Source organism: Fuscibacter oryzae (assembly GCF_016765795.1).
Taxonomy (GTDB): domain Bacteria; phylum Pseudomonadota; class Alphaproteobacteria; order Rhodobacterales; family Rhodobacteraceae; genus Fuscibacter; species Fuscibacter oryzae.
Map to the genome: position 1 here is coordinate 18523 of NZ_JAESVP010000007.1, position 13277 is coordinate 31799.

A 13277-nucleotide genomic window follows, 5' to 3' on the forward strand; every position below is an offset into this window, starting at 1 on the left:
ACAGCCATGACCATGATCGCCCTGAAATCCCGTCAGACCGTCCCGGCGCTGCTGATCGCATTGATCCTGTTCCAGACGGTCTGCACGCTGTTTTTTGTTGCCGATGTGTCCACCGACATGAAGGATCTTGGCCTCAGTTCGTTCCTTGACCCCCATATCCTGCCCGAGCTGGGGGCGACGGCGGGGCTGGTGCTGGGCATCGTGTTTGAAATTGCCGTGCTGATGCGGATGTTGCGCAAGCAGGCGCAGTTACAGCAGGCGATGGGCGTAGCGGCAGGGGCCCTGGCCGAGGTGATGGAGGGGTATTTCGGCCGCTGGGGGCTAACCCCATCAGAGGCGGATGTGGCGGGCTTTACCGTCAAGGGCTATGCGATTGCCGAGATCGCGGGGTTTCGCGGATCGTCCGAGGCGACGGTGAAAACCCACCTCAACGCCATTTACCGCAAGGCGGGCGTGGCGGGCCGCGCGCAACTGGTCAGCCTGCTGGTCGAGGACCTGTTTCGCGCCCCTCTGGTTGAAACCGGCCTTGACGGCACCACCCGCAGCGCAGCGCGCGCCGCCGAATAGGCTGCTTTCCCCACCGGGTACGAATGGGCTACTGGAAAAATTCCTGCGGCCCGTGTAAAGCCCATCTGTCCCAGTGCCGGTTTGACCGAATGCAGCCTAGCCGATTTGTCCTGATTCCGATGCTGTTCCTTGGCATTGCGCTGTCGCTTTGCGGCCCTGCGCTGTCCGAAGGGCTGAAGCTGACCGGCGGCACCAAGAACCGCAGTGCCCTGTTCAAGTCGCAGGCGGCCTTGCTGGATGGGCGCTTGGCCAGCCAATACGACTTTTCCGACCGGCTGACCCCGCATGCCAAAAAGGAAAAGAAGGGCGCGGGGGCCGAAAATGCCAGCGCCTCGTCTGTGCGCTACAGGGGCAAGTACAAAGGCGAATATATCGAGGTGGCCCGTGCCGCCGCGCGCAAGCATGGCGTGCCCGAAGATCTGTTCCTGCGGCTGGTGCAGCAGGAATCGGGCTGGAACTCTGGCGCGGTGTCGCCCAAGGGCGCGACGGGCCTTGCACAACTGATGCCTGATACCGCCAGCCTGATGGGGGTCGATATCAACGACCCCAAGGACAACCTGCACGGCGGCGCGCGATACCTGAAGATGATGTACGACCGCTTCGGCAGTTGGAAACTGGCGCTAGCCGCCTATAACGCCGGACCCTTGGCCGTTGAAAAGAACAACGGCGTGCCACCCTATGAGGAAACCAAGAACTACGTCGCGGCAATTCTGGTGGAGTGAGCTACCGCCGTCAGCCTGATTGGTCGCCGCACCGGTCGTTGTCTCGACAAGACGCCAATGGCGTGATTCAGCGCTGCTGTAGTGCGAGTCTGAGGCCGAGCGCACAATAGATGCCACCAACGGCTTTGCCCTGCCATTTCAGCACTGCGGGGTTCCTCCGCAGAAAGTTCCCCAATCCGCCTGCGCCAAGGGCAAAGACGATAGTGCTGCCGAACCCGATAATTGCAAAAAGGGTGCCAAGGATCATCAACTGGATGAAGATTGCACCGTTCTCTGGGTGTACGAACTGCGGCAGGAATGCCAGAAAGAAAAGCGCTGTCTTGGGATTAAGCACCTCTGCCAGCACGGCTTGCCGGAACGCTTGCCCGGCTGACAGCCTCACCTGCCCATGTCCGGGAATGGTTGGTGCCTTTTCCCGAATTGCCTTGACGCCAAGCCAGATCAGATAGGCCGCACCTGCATATTTGACAATGCTGAACAGCGTTGCCGAAGCCGCGATGATCGCGGAGATGCCGACGACGGCGAAGACGGTGTGGATGATGTCCCCGACCGTGATCCCCGCTCCGGTGGCGATGCCGACCCTCGCGCCCGAGGTTGTCGCCCGTGCTACTGTCAAAAGCGTCGCCGGGCCGGGAATGAACACGAACCCCAGGACGACGGCACAATAGGTGATAAGTGTCGTCTGGTCGATCATACGGCAGGTCTCCTGGCCAAGCATAAAGTGCAAGAAATCTATCGCCGCATCCGCTTGCGGTAAAGCAGGCAACGCCGACTGGGTTGCGTAAATTGGACGGTCTGCTACAGCCCCAGCCGCGGAATCTCGATCGCCGGGCAGCGGTTCATCACCACCTTCAGCCCGGCCTTGCGCGCCCGTTCCGCCGCTGCCTCATCGATCACGCCCAATTGCATCCAGACAGCCTTGGCACCGATGGCAATCGCCTGATCCACCACCGCGCCCGCCTCTTCCGACCGGCGGAAAATATCGACCATATCGACCGGCCCGACATCGGCCAGAGAAGCGCGCACCGTCTCTCCCAGCGCCTGTTTCCCGGCCTGACCTGGGTTGACCGGGATCACATGATATCCCCGTCGATGCAGGAACGCCGCCACGCCATGGCTGGGCCGGTCGGCCTTGGGCGACCAGCCGACGACGGCGATGGTTTTCACACGGGTCAGCAGGCTGGCGATTTCGGCATCGGTCATCGGGGTGCTCATCGGGGCCTCTTGGTCAAGAAAAAGGCGCCCATGCCGCAGGGGGCAGGGCGCCAAGGTGCGGAACGAGGGACAGTGAAAGAAGGGCAGGCGTTCCGGGCCTGGCTTCTACACTGTGATATGGTTGCCGATTGCGGCGAAAAAAGGGGCAGTCGCGTATTCGTGATGGCCTTAGCGGGTTGACGCCGCATAAAGACTGACCGCCGCCGCGTTCGAGACGTTCAGGCTGCCAAAGGCCCCGGTAAAGGGGATGCGGGCAATCATGTCGCAGGTTTCGCGGGTCTTTTCACGCAGGCCCGGCCCCTCGGCCCCCATGACAAGGCCAATGGGGCGGGTGCCCGCGCCAGCCAGCGCCTCGGCCAACGTGACATTGGCCTCGCCGTCCAGCCCGATCAGGAAGAACCCCATGTCCTTCAGCTCTGTCATCGCTTCGGATAGGTTGGTGACGCGCAGATAGGGCTGGCGTTCCAGCGCACCGCTGGCCGTTTTGGCCAGCGCGCCGGTTTCGGGGGCAGAATGGTGGCGCGGCGCAATGACGGCCCGCGCGCCGAACACCTCGGCGCTGCGCAGCACGGCCCCGGCGTTGTGCGGGTCGGTCACCCGGTCCAGCAGCACAACCAAGGGCGCACCCGCCCCGGAAATCGCCACATCGGCCAGCTTGCCCCAGTTCAGCGGGCGCACTTCCATCGCGGCCCCCTGATGGACGCTGCCTTCATCAAGTGGCGCGCTGAAATTCCTGGCATCGACCAGTTCCGGCTCGATCCCCGCGACGCCCACCGCATCTTCCAGCTTGTCCAGCGCATTGCGCGTCACGATCAACCGCAGCTTTTCGCGGGCAGGGTTCAGCAACGCATCGCGCACCGCATGCAGGCCGAACAGCCAGACGGTTTCCTTGGCCTCGGCCTTGCGTCCGCGTTCCTTGTCTACCACCCAGCTTGGTTTCTTGCTCATCCGGCTCTCCTGTCCTTCATTTCACCTCTGGCAAGTCATGCCGGGCTTGGCAAGCGGCATTCGGGATGAATTCTGCCCTTGACGCCCCCCCGGCCCTTGGATAAATCCGCCGCAAGTGGGCGACGTGCTGCAAGGTGCGGCAGCGGACTGTAACTCCGCCGAGGCGACTCGTGCCTGGTTCGATTCCAGGGTCGCCCACCATTTTATGAATTATGCAATGAAATCAACGGGCATGTGTCCTGCACGCGTTTCATGCTGCCCGTGCGGAATGACGTGGCAGTGCGTTGGCGCAGTCTGCCAACGCTTTTGCCACCTGACTGGCCCGATTTAGACCGACATTGTTGCCCGCACAGCGCGGCCCCAGCGGGCATAGCGCACCTCGCGGGTGGTGGGGTCCATTGCGGGGGTAAAGCGGTGTTGCAGCGCCCAATGCTTTTGAAACTCTGCCGGGCCGGGGCAAAGCCCGGCTTGCAGACCGGCCAGATAGGCGGCCCCCAGTGCGGTGGTTTCGGTCACCACGGGGCGGTCGACGGGCGCGCCCAGAATATCGGCCAGAAACTGCATCGCCCAGTCGCTGGCCGTCATCCCGCCATCGACGCGCAACACGCCATCGGCGGCGGCGCCCCAATCGGCGCGCATCGCCTCCAAAAGGTCACGGGTCTGGAAGCCCACGCTTTCCAGCGCGGCCTTGGCCATCTCGGCGGGGCCGGAGTTGCGGGTCAGCCCATAAACCGCCCCCCGGCAATCGGGCCGCCAATAGGGCGCGCCAAGGCCGGTGAAGGCCGGGACCAGAACCACGTCCTGCGTGGGGTCGGCATGCTCGGCAAGGGGTTGCGTCTCACTTGCGGTGCGGATGATCTTCAAGCCATCCCGCAGCCATTGCACCACGGCCCCGGCGATAAAGATCGACCCTTCCAGCGCATAGGTCGTCTGCCCGTTCAGCCGATAGGCGATGGTCGTCAGCAGCCGGTTCTTCGACGGCACCCTGTCGGCCCCGGTGTTCAGCAGGGCAAAACACCCGGTGCCATAGGTTGATTTCATCATGCCGGGTTGAAAGCAGGCCTGACCCACCGTTGCCGCCTGCTGGTCGCCCGCCACCCCCAGAATGGGAATTTCGCGCCCGAACAGATCAACCCGCGTCACGCCGTAATCGGCGGCGCAGTCGCGCACATCGGGCAGGATTTCCATGGGAATATCCAGCAGGGCGCAAATCTTGGCATCCCATGCCCCGCGCCCGATGTCATAAATCAGGGTGCGCGCGGCATTCGTGGCATCGGTCGCATGCACCTTGCCCCCGGTCAGTTGCCAGATCAGCCAGGTATCCACCGTGCCAAAGGCGATCTCGCCGCGCCGCGCCCGGTCGCGCGATCCGGGCACATGATCAAGGATCCATTTGATCTTGGTGCCCGAGAAATATGGGTCCAGCAGCAGGCCGGTCCGTTCGGTGATCATCGGCTCATGCCCCTGATCCTTCAGGGACTGGCACAGGTCGGCGGTGCGGCGGTCTTGCCAGACAATCGCATTGTGCAGGGGGTGGCCGGTGGCGCGGTCCCACAAAAGCGTCGTTTCGCGCTGGTTGGTGATGCCGATGGCGGCAATGTCCGCAGCCGTGACCTTGGCCTTTTCAATCGCGCCCCGCGCCGTGGCCGCAACGGTGGACCACAGGTCCATCGGATCATGCTCCACCCAGCCAGAGGCGGGAAAGTGCTGCGCAAATTCTTCCTGCGCGCTGGCCACGACCTTCAGGTGACGGTCAAAGACGATCGCGCGGGACGAGGTGGTGCCCTGATCGATGGCAAGGATATGAGTCATGGGTCGGGTCCGTTTTCGGTCTTGCAGGGAAACCCGGATAAGGGTTGCCCTGCAAGACGGAAAAAGGGCGCGCGGGCCGAAACCCGCGCGCCCAAGGTGTTACTTCTGCCAGGACTTGATCAGCTCGTCATAGGCGATGGTTTCGCCTTGGGGCTTTTCGTTGTCCAGCTTGGCCACCGGCGAGCCGGGTTCATCCAGCCAGACCTGCGGGTCTTTTTCTTCGTTCAGCTTTGGCCCGATGTCACCCTGCACGCCCGATTTCTCAAGCCGTGCCAGCACCTTTTCCTGCTCGGCACACAGAGAATCCAGCGCCTCTTGCGGGGTCTTTTCGCCGGTCATCGCGTCACCGATATTCTGCCACCACAGCTGTGCCAGCTTGGGGTAGTCAGGAATGTTGGTGCCGGTGGGCGACCATGCGGTGCGGGCGGGCGAGCGGTAGAACTCGATCAACCCGCCCAGCTTGGGCGCGCGGTCGGTGAAGTGCTGGCTATCGATGGTCGACTGACGGATGAAGGTCAGGCCGACATCAGACTTTTTCACATCCACCGTTTTCGAGGTGACGAACTGCGCATAAAGCCATGCGGCCTGTGCACGGTCCACCGGGGTGGACTTCATCAAGGTCCACGACCCCACGTCCTGATAGCCGATCTTGGTGCCTTCGCTCCAATAGGCGCCATGGGGCGAGGGGGCCATGCGCCATTTCGGCGTGCCATCCTCGTTCATCACCGGTGTGCCGGGAACGACCGAAGCGGCGGTAAAGGCGGTGTACCAGAACATCTGCTGGGCAATTGCGCCTTGTGCCGGAACCGGACCAGCCTCACCAAAGGTCATGCCTTGGGCTTCTGGCGGGGTGTATTTCTTCAGCCATTCAATCGCCTTGGTCACGGCATAGACGGCAGCCGCGTCGTTGGTTGCCCCACCACGCGCCACGCAGGAACCGACGGGCTGGGACTTTTCGTTCACGCGAACGCCCCACTCGTCAACCGGCAGGCCGTTCGGTTCGCCCTTGTCGCCCATTCCGGCCATCGACATCCACGCGTCGGTGTAACGCCAGCCAAGCGAGGGGTCTTTCTTGCCGTAGTCCATGTTGCCATAGACCCCGGTGGCCGGCCCGCCCATATAGGACATGTCGCGCCCGGTGAAGAACTCGGCAATATCCTCATAGGCCGACCAGTTGACCGGAACGCCAAGGTCATAGCCGTATTTGGCTTTGAAATCGTCCTTGGTTTTCTGATCGTTGAACCAGTCGTAGCGGAACCAGTAAAGGTTGGCGAACTGCTGGTCGGGCAATTGGTACAGCTTGCCATCGGGGGCGGTGGTAAACTTGGTCCCGATAAAGTCGGCCAGGTCCAGCGTCGGGCTGGTCACGGTGGCACCGTCGCCAGCCATCCAGTCGGTCAGGTTGCGGGCCTGCTGATAGCGCCAGTGGGTGCCGATCAGGTCCGAGTCGTTGATGTAGGCGTCATAGATGTTCTCGCCCGTCTGCATTTGCGTTTGCAGCTTTTCGACCACATCGCCTTCGCCGATCAGGTCATGGGTAATCTTGATCCCGGTGATCGCGGTAAAGGCCGGGGCCAGCACCTTGGATTCATAGGAATGGGTGTCGATGGTTTCCGAAACAACCTTGATGTCCATGCCCGCATAGGGCTTGGCGGCGTCGACGAACCACTGCATTTCCTTTTCCTGATCGGCGCGCGACAGGGTCGACATGTCACCGATTTCGCTATCAAGGAACGCCTTGGCAGCCTCCATATCGGCCCAGGCGGGGGCAGCGCCCGCCGCGATCAGCGCAAGCGCCATCGCGGACGTTGCAAGTTTCAGTCTCATTATGGTTCCTCCCAGAATGTGAAACGTCTTGGTCTTGTTAGCGCCGGGGCAGCTCCTCCTGCCCATGGCGGTCGTGAGGCCCGTCACACCCAGCGGAACACCGCAGCGGCATAGACAAGGCAAAGCATCAGCGCCCAGAACAACGGGCCGCCGAAGAAGAACAGCCAGCCCAGACACAGAAAGGCCGAGCCGAGAAGAGAGATGAACAGTCGGTCGCCGCGCGTGGTTTCAATGCGCAGCACGCCCAGCCGGGGTGTTTCGGGAAACCGGATCGCGAGGACCGTCATAGTGACCAGAAGGCTGCCAATCACCCAGAAGAACAGGGCAACAGGAAAGGTCCAGGCCATCCAGCCGCCTGTGATCATCGGGGCGAACCAGTCCTTGGCGCCGTCTTCGGCAACCGGGGTTGCCCAGACAAGGAAGGCAAGGATGGCCAGCAGAACCACGACGGCGGTCAGATAGATCGCAGTCCAGGGCGCGCGCGGGGTGGGGGATGTTGCGTCGGACATGGTCACCTCATACCCGGCCCAGGGCAAAGCCCTTGGCGATGTAGTTGCGGACAAACCAGATGACCAAGGCCCCCGGAATGATGGTCAGCACCCCGGCAGCGGCCAGAACGCCCCAATCCATGCCCGATGCCGAAACGGTGCGTGTCATCACCGCCGCGATGGGTTTGGCGTTCACGCTGGTCAGGGTGCGCGACAACAGCAATTCCACCCAGCTAAACATGAAGCAGAAGAACGCGGCCACGCCGATGCCCGATGCAACCAGCGGCATGAAGATGCGGATGAAAAAGCGCGGGAAGGAATAGCCGTCTATATAGGCGGTTTCGTCGATCTCTTTTGGAACGCCGCGCATGAATCCTTCCAGAATCCAGACCGCCAGCGGCACGTTGAACAGGCAATGCGCCAAGGCGACGGCGATATGCGTGTCGAACAGACCGATGGAGGAATAAAGCTGAAAGAACGGCAGCGCGAAAACGGCGGGCGGCGACATGCGGTTGGTCAGCAGCCAGAAGAACAGATGCTTGTCGCCCATAAAGCTGTAGCGGCTGAAGGCATAGGCGGCGGGCAGGGCGACGGTGATCGAAATCACCGTGTTCAGAACCACATAGATGATGGAATTGACGTAACCCATATACCAGCTTGGGTCGGTCAGGATCACCACATAGTTTTGGAACGTCAGGTTCGCCGGGAACAGCGTGAAGGTTGATGTGATCTCGGTGTTGGTCTTCAGGCTCATGTTCAAAAGCCAGTAGATCGGCACCAGCAGGAACAGGATATAAAGCACCATCACAAGGGCAGAGCCACGCAGACGCATTTACTTGCCCTCCGCTTTTTCAAGGTTGGTCATCACGGTGTAGAACACCCAAGAGACGAGCAGGATCACCAGGAAATACATGATCGAGAAGGCAGCGGCTGGCCCAAGGTCAAACTGCCCGACGGCCTGTTTCACAAGGTCAATCGACAGGAAGGTGGTCGAATTGCCGGGTCCGCCGCCGGTGACAACGAAAGGCTCGGTATAGATCATGAAGCTGTCCATGAACCGCAGCAGCACGGCGATCAGCAGCACGCCCTGCATCTTTGGCAGCTCAATGTAACGAAACACCTTCCACCGGCTGGCCTGATCAATCTTTGCCGCCTGATAAAAGGCGTTGGGGATGGATTGCAGACCGGCATAGCACAAGAGCGCGACCAGGCTGGTCCAATGCCAGACATCCATCACAATGATGGTGGCCCAGGCATCCAGCGGATCGTTGGTATAGTTATAGTCGATGCCGACCGCCGCCAGCGTATGGCCCAACAGGCCAATATCGCCCCGGCCAAAAATCTGCCAGATCGTGCCGACCACGTTGAACGGGATCAGCAAAGGCAGCGCCATCAGCACCAGACACAGGCTGGACCAGACCCCCTGTTTCGGCATGTTCAGGGCGATGTAGATACCCAAGGGCACCTCGATTGCCAGAATGATGGACGAAAACAGGATCTGCCGACCAAGAGCTGCATGAATGCGGTCAGAGGTGACGGCCTCTTCAAACCATTCAAGGCCTGCCCAGAAGAAATCGTTGTTCCCGAAGGTGTCGTTGACCGAATAGTTCACCACGGTCATCAGGGGGATGACGGCGGAAAACGCCACCACCACCAGCACGGGCAGCACTAGGAACCAGGCCTTGTTGTTGACGGTCTTGTCCATCAGACGGTCCCTCCCTGAACGCGCCAGTCGTCGGCGTAGACGTTGATACGGTCGGGTGTCAGGGCCACATGGGTCATCTCGGCCGAAACCGGGGTGCCTTCGGGCAGGATGACGTTCATCGGCTGCCCTGCGGCTTGTCCCCGCACGATGCGGTGGCGGCCCACATCTTCGACTCGGGCCACGGTGAAGGGCAGGCCATCGCCTGCGGTCAGCACCGCGTAATCGGGGCGAATGCCGATCTGGGTCCGGCCCGATACCGCGCCGTAATCTGCCCCCAGTGCTACTTCGGCCCCGTTTACAATGGCCTTGTTGCCGCGCACCTCGGCGTTCAACAGGTTCATGCCGGGGCTGCCGATGAAATAGCCGACAAAGGTGTGTTCGGGAGTTTCGAACAGTTCCTCGGGCGTGCCCATCTGCACCACCCGGCCTTCGTGCATCACCACAACCTTGTCGGCAAAGGTCAGCGCCTCGGTCTGGTCATGGGTGACGTAAATCATCGTATGGCGGAATTCGCGGTGAAGCTGCTTGAGCTGCGTTCGCAATTCCCACTTCATCAGGGGGTCGATCACGGTCAGCGGTTCATCGAACAGGATGGCGTTCACATCCTCGCGCACCATGCCGCGGCCAAGGCTGATCTTTTGCTTGGCATCGGCGGTCAGGCCGCGTGCCTTGCGGTCCAGCATCGCCTCAACGCCGATCATGGCGGCGATCTGGCCCACGCGCGCCTTGATATAGGCGGCGTCCATCCCCCTGTTTCGCAACGGGAAAGCCAGATTGTCGCGCACGGTCATCGTGTCATAGACGACCGGAAACTGAAACACCTGCGCGATGTTGCGTTCCGAGGTTTCGGCCTGTGTCACATCACGGTCGCCGAACAGAACCTGGCCATGGCTGGGACGCAACAGACCCGAGATGATGTTCAAAAGCGTGGTCTTGCCGCAACCAGAGGCCCCCAGCAGGGCATAGGCCCCGCCGTCCTGCCAGACGTGGTTCAGCTCTTTCAGCGCATAGTCTTTGTCGCCGCTGGGGTTGGCCACATAGCTGTGGGCAAGGTTTTTAAGGGTGATCTGTGCCATGTCTCCCCCTTACGCGGCGTTGGCATAGGATGCCGGGGCGGCCAGACGGCCTGCGGCATCGAACAGGTAAACATGGGCGGGGTTCAGCCACAGGCTGACCTCTGATCCCGGCGGCAGGTCGTGAATGCCTTCGACCAGCGCCACCCATTTGTCGGCGCCGTGGTGCAGGTGCAGGAAGGTTTCCGCCCCGGTGATCTCGGTCACGCCAAGGCGGCATTTCAGCTCTACCGCCTGCCCGGAATGGGTGTTCAGATGCAGGTGGTTGGCGCGGAACCCGGCCAGATATTGCCCGTCGGGCAGGGCGGCAAAGGCCCCATCGGCGGGGGCATTGACGCCTTGGCCAAACGAAAGACGGTGACCCTGTTTCACGCAAGGCATGAAATTCATCGGCGGATCGGAAAACACCCGCGCCGTGGTGGCATCGACCGGCTGACGATAGACCGTGGGCGTCGGGCCGAACTGGGTGACGCGGCCTTCCCACAGGGTTGCCGTGTTGCCGCCCAACAGCAGCGCCTCTTCCGGCTCGGTCGTGGCATAGACAAAAATCGCACCCGATTCCTCGAAAATCCGGGGAATCTCGGCGCGCAATTCCTCGCGCAGTTTATAGTCAAGGTTGGCCAGCGGCTCATCCAGCAACACCAGCCCCGCGCCCTTCACCAGCGCGCGGGCCAGGGCGCACCGCTGTTGCTGGCCGCCCGACAGCTCCAGCGGCTTGCGCTTTAGCATCGGCGTCAGCTTCAGCATCTCGGCGGTCTCCATGACCGCGCGGTCGATTTCGGCTGCGCTGCGCCCGTCCAGCCGCAGAGGGGAAGCGATGTTGTCATAAACCGTCATCGCCGGATAGTTGATGAACTGCTGATAGACCATCGCCACCTTGCGGTCTTGCACCCGCATTCCGGTAACATCCTTGCCGTCCCAAAAGATGCGCCCGGTGGTCGGCACATCCAGCCCCGCCATCAGCCGCATCAGCGATGTCTTGCCCGACGATGTGGGGCCCAGAAGGACATTCATCGTCCCCTTTTCCAGCCGCAGGTCGGTGGGGCGGATATGCTCCTGCCCCTTGATGACCCGGCTGACCCCCCTCAGTTCAAGTGCCACATTTCCCCCCGTTTCACTCTGCCGCCGTGGCGGCCTTTGCGCCCTGATCCGCCATGAAGCGGTCAAGGGCGGCAATCTCGTCTGCTGTCATCCGCAGGCCCAGCTTTGTGCGGCGCCACGCCACATCCTGCGCGGTCTGCGCGAATTCATGGGTCATCAACCAGCGCACCTCGGCCTCTGTCAGTGTCGCGCCAAAGGCCTGACCCAGATCGGCTGGCGATTTTGCCACGCCCAGAATGGTTTCGGCCTCGGTTCCATAGGTGCGCACAAGGCGCTGCGCCCACGAACCATCCAGCCATGGCCGGCCCTGTTGCAGCCCCGAAATCAGCGCGGCCACGCCATCATGCGGGAAATTCCCGCCGGGCAGGGGCGCGCGCGCCGTCCAGGCCTTGCGCGCCTGCGGAAAGAAGGGCGCCAGTTTTTCCAGCGCATGTTCGGCCAGACGGCGATAGGTGGTGATCTTGCCGCCGAACACGTTCAGCAGGGGCGCGCCGCCCTGATCCAGCGACAGCACATAATCGCGCGTCGCCGCCGTGGCCGATTTCGCCCCGTCATTATAAAGCGGGCGGACACCCGAATAGGTCCAGACCACATCATCCTTGGTGACGGGTTTGGCGAAATAGCGGCTGGCAAAGGCCAGCAGGTAATCGCGTTCCTCATCAGTGCAGATGGGCGTGCCCGGCGCGCCCTGATGGTCTTTGTCGGTGGTGCCGATCAGGGTGAAATCCTGCTCGTACGGAATGGCAAAGATGATGCGGCCATCTTCTCCTTGGAAGAAATAGCAGCGGTCGTGGTCATAAAGTTTGCGGGTCACGATATGGCTGCCACGCACCAGCCGTACACCTTCGGTTGAATTGATGCGGGCGACGTTGCGGATCACATCCTCGACCCACGGCCCCCCTGCATTCACCAGCGCGCGGGCGTGGTAGCTCCGCAGGCCATCGGGGCCTTCGCATTGCACCAGCCAGCCATCGCCCTGCCGCTCGGCATGTATGACACGGGTGCGCGTCATCACCCGCGCGCCGCGTTCGGCGGCGTCGCGGGCGTTCAGCGCGACCAGCCGCGAATCCTGCACCCAGCAGTCGGAATATTCATAGGCCTTGCGGAACCGGCTTTGCAGCGCCTTGCCCGCCGGATCGGTTGCAAGGTCCAGCGACCGGGTGGCAGGCAGGATCTTGCGGCCCCCCAGCGTGTCGTACAGGAACAGGCCAAGCCGGATCAGCCAGGCCGGGCGGCGGCCCTTCATCCATGGCATCGTTCGTGCCAGCAGCTTGCCGGTTGGCGTTTCGCCTTCGAACCGCATGTCGGGGTGATAGGGCAGCACAAAGCGCATCGGCCAACTGATATGCGGCATGGCGGCCAACAGGGTTTCGCGTTCCTCCAGCGCCTCGCGCACCAGACGGAATTCGAAATATTCCAGATAGCGCAGCCCGCCGTGGAACAGTTTCGTCGAAGCGGAAGAGGTCGCCTGTGCCAGATCGCCCTGTTCGGCCAACGCGACCGATAGCCCCCGGCCCACGGCATCGCGGGCAATCCCACAGCCGTTGATGCCGCCGCCGATGATGAAAAGATCGACGGTTGATGGCCGTGCCTTCTCTTCCACGCGATGTCCTCCCCTGACGCCAAAACAATGCTTCGTGATGTTCGTTTTGGCAATATAGTTTTTCCTTTTTGCGCGAGTTTTTCCATTTCGCACCTACAGCGTGAAATATTGGCTGTGTTGTCAAAGAGATAGCGGTAACAATATGCGGATATGTTCTTGTATGTGCTGCGGCTGCTTTGTGATCGTGCTGCATCTGCAAGGCAGCCCGCTTGCGCG

At 61.8% G+C, this 13277-nt stretch carries 13 protein-coding genes and 1 tRNA gene; 3 read left to right on the forward strand and 11 right to left on the reverse strand.

Annotated elements, in window-relative coordinates:
* The first annotated feature begins 6 nt into the window (after positions 1-6).
* Positions 7-567, forward strand: a complete 561-nt coding sequence (locus JI744_RS13995) for a helix-turn-helix transcriptional regulator (protein ID WP_236019463.1) — start codon at positions 7-9, stop codon at positions 565-567.
* An 89-nt stretch (positions 568-656) separates the two neighbouring features.
* The gene (locus tag JI744_RS14000) at positions 657-1289 is read left to right on the forward strand and encodes a lytic transglycosylase domain-containing protein (protein WP_202661761.1); all 633 of its coding nucleotides are present in this window, start codon (positions 657-659) and stop codon (positions 1287-1289) included.
* 67 nt (positions 1290-1356) lie between these two features.
* Here the strand turns inward: JI744_RS14000 and JI744_RS14005 are convergent, their stop codons facing one another.
* The 3 genes from JI744_RS14005 to rlmB all read right to left on the reverse strand — a co-directional run bounded on the left by JI744_RS14005 (position 1357) and on the right by rlmB (position 3452).
* Positions 1357-1983 (reverse strand): LysE family translocator, encoded by a 627-nt coding sequence (locus JI744_RS14005; RefSeq protein ID WP_202661762.1) that lies wholly within the window; start codon positions 1981-1983, stop codon positions 1357-1359.
* A gap of 104 nt (positions 1984-2087) precedes the next feature.
* Entirely contained in the window at positions 2088-2504 is a 417-nt protein-coding gene (locus JI744_RS14010; RefSeq protein ID WP_236019464.1) for a CoA-binding protein, read from the reverse strand.
* Between the two features lie 168 nt (positions 2505-2672).
* A complete protein-coding gene (gene rlmB / locus JI744_RS14015; protein ID WP_202661763.1) occupies positions 2673-3452 on the reverse strand; it encodes a 23S rRNA (guanosine(2251)-2'-O)-methyltransferase RlmB in 780 nt (259 codons plus the stop codon).
* A gap of 117 nt (positions 3453-3569) precedes the next feature.
* Between rlmB and JI744_RS14020 the strand changes: the two genes are divergently transcribed.
* Positions 3570-3653: transfer RNA gene (locus tag JI744_RS14020), tRNA-Tyr, on the forward strand.
* A gap of 126 nt (positions 3654-3779) precedes the next feature.
* Here JI744_RS14020 and glpK read toward each other — a convergent pair.
* The 8 genes from glpK to glpD all read right to left on the reverse strand — a co-directional run bounded on the left by glpK (position 3780) and on the right by glpD (position 13061).
* A complete protein-coding gene (gene glpK, locus JI744_RS14025; RefSeq protein ID WP_202661764.1) occupies positions 3780-5264 on the reverse strand; it encodes a glycerol kinase GlpK in 1485 nt (494 codons plus the stop codon).
* 99 nt (positions 5265-5363) lie between these two features.
* Positions 5364-7091, reverse strand: a complete 1728-nt coding sequence (locus JI744_RS14030) for an ABC transporter substrate-binding protein (RefSeq protein ID WP_202661765.1) — start codon at positions 7089-7091, stop codon at positions 5364-5366.
* Between the two features lie 83 nt (positions 7092-7174).
* On the reverse strand, positions 7175-7600 hold the full coding sequence (locus JI744_RS14035; protein ID WP_202661766.1) for a DUF2160 domain-containing protein: 426 nt from the start codon (positions 7598-7600) through the stop codon (positions 7175-7177).
* 7 nt (positions 7601-7607) lie between these two features.
* Positions 7608-8411 carry a carbohydrate ABC transporter permease gene (locus JI744_RS14040; protein WP_202661767.1) on the reverse strand — a complete coding sequence of 268 codons (804 nt, stop codon included), beginning with the start codon at positions 8409-8411 and terminating at the stop codon, positions 7608-7610.
* Positions 8412-9284 (reverse strand): carbohydrate ABC transporter permease, encoded by an 873-nt coding sequence (locus JI744_RS14045; RefSeq protein WP_202661768.1) that lies wholly within the window; start codon positions 9282-9284, stop codon positions 8412-8414.
* A complete protein-coding gene (locus tag JI744_RS14050) occupies positions 9284-10360 on the reverse strand; it encodes an ABC transporter ATP-binding protein (protein WP_202661769.1) in 1077 nt (358 codons plus the stop codon). The genes JI744_RS14045 and JI744_RS14050 overlap by 1 nt, the downstream gene beginning before the upstream one ends.
* A gap of 9 nt (positions 10361-10369) precedes the next feature.
* A complete protein-coding gene (locus JI744_RS14055) occupies positions 10370-11458 on the reverse strand; it encodes an ABC transporter ATP-binding protein (protein WP_202661770.1) in 1089 nt (362 codons plus the stop codon).
* A 13-nt stretch (positions 11459-11471) separates the two neighbouring features.
* Positions 11472-13061 carry a glycerol-3-phosphate dehydrogenase gene (gene glpD / locus JI744_RS14060; RefSeq protein WP_202661771.1) on the reverse strand — a complete coding sequence of 530 codons (1590 nt, stop codon included), beginning with the start codon at positions 13059-13061 and terminating at the stop codon, positions 11472-11474.
* Positions 13062-13277 lie beyond the last annotated feature (216 nt).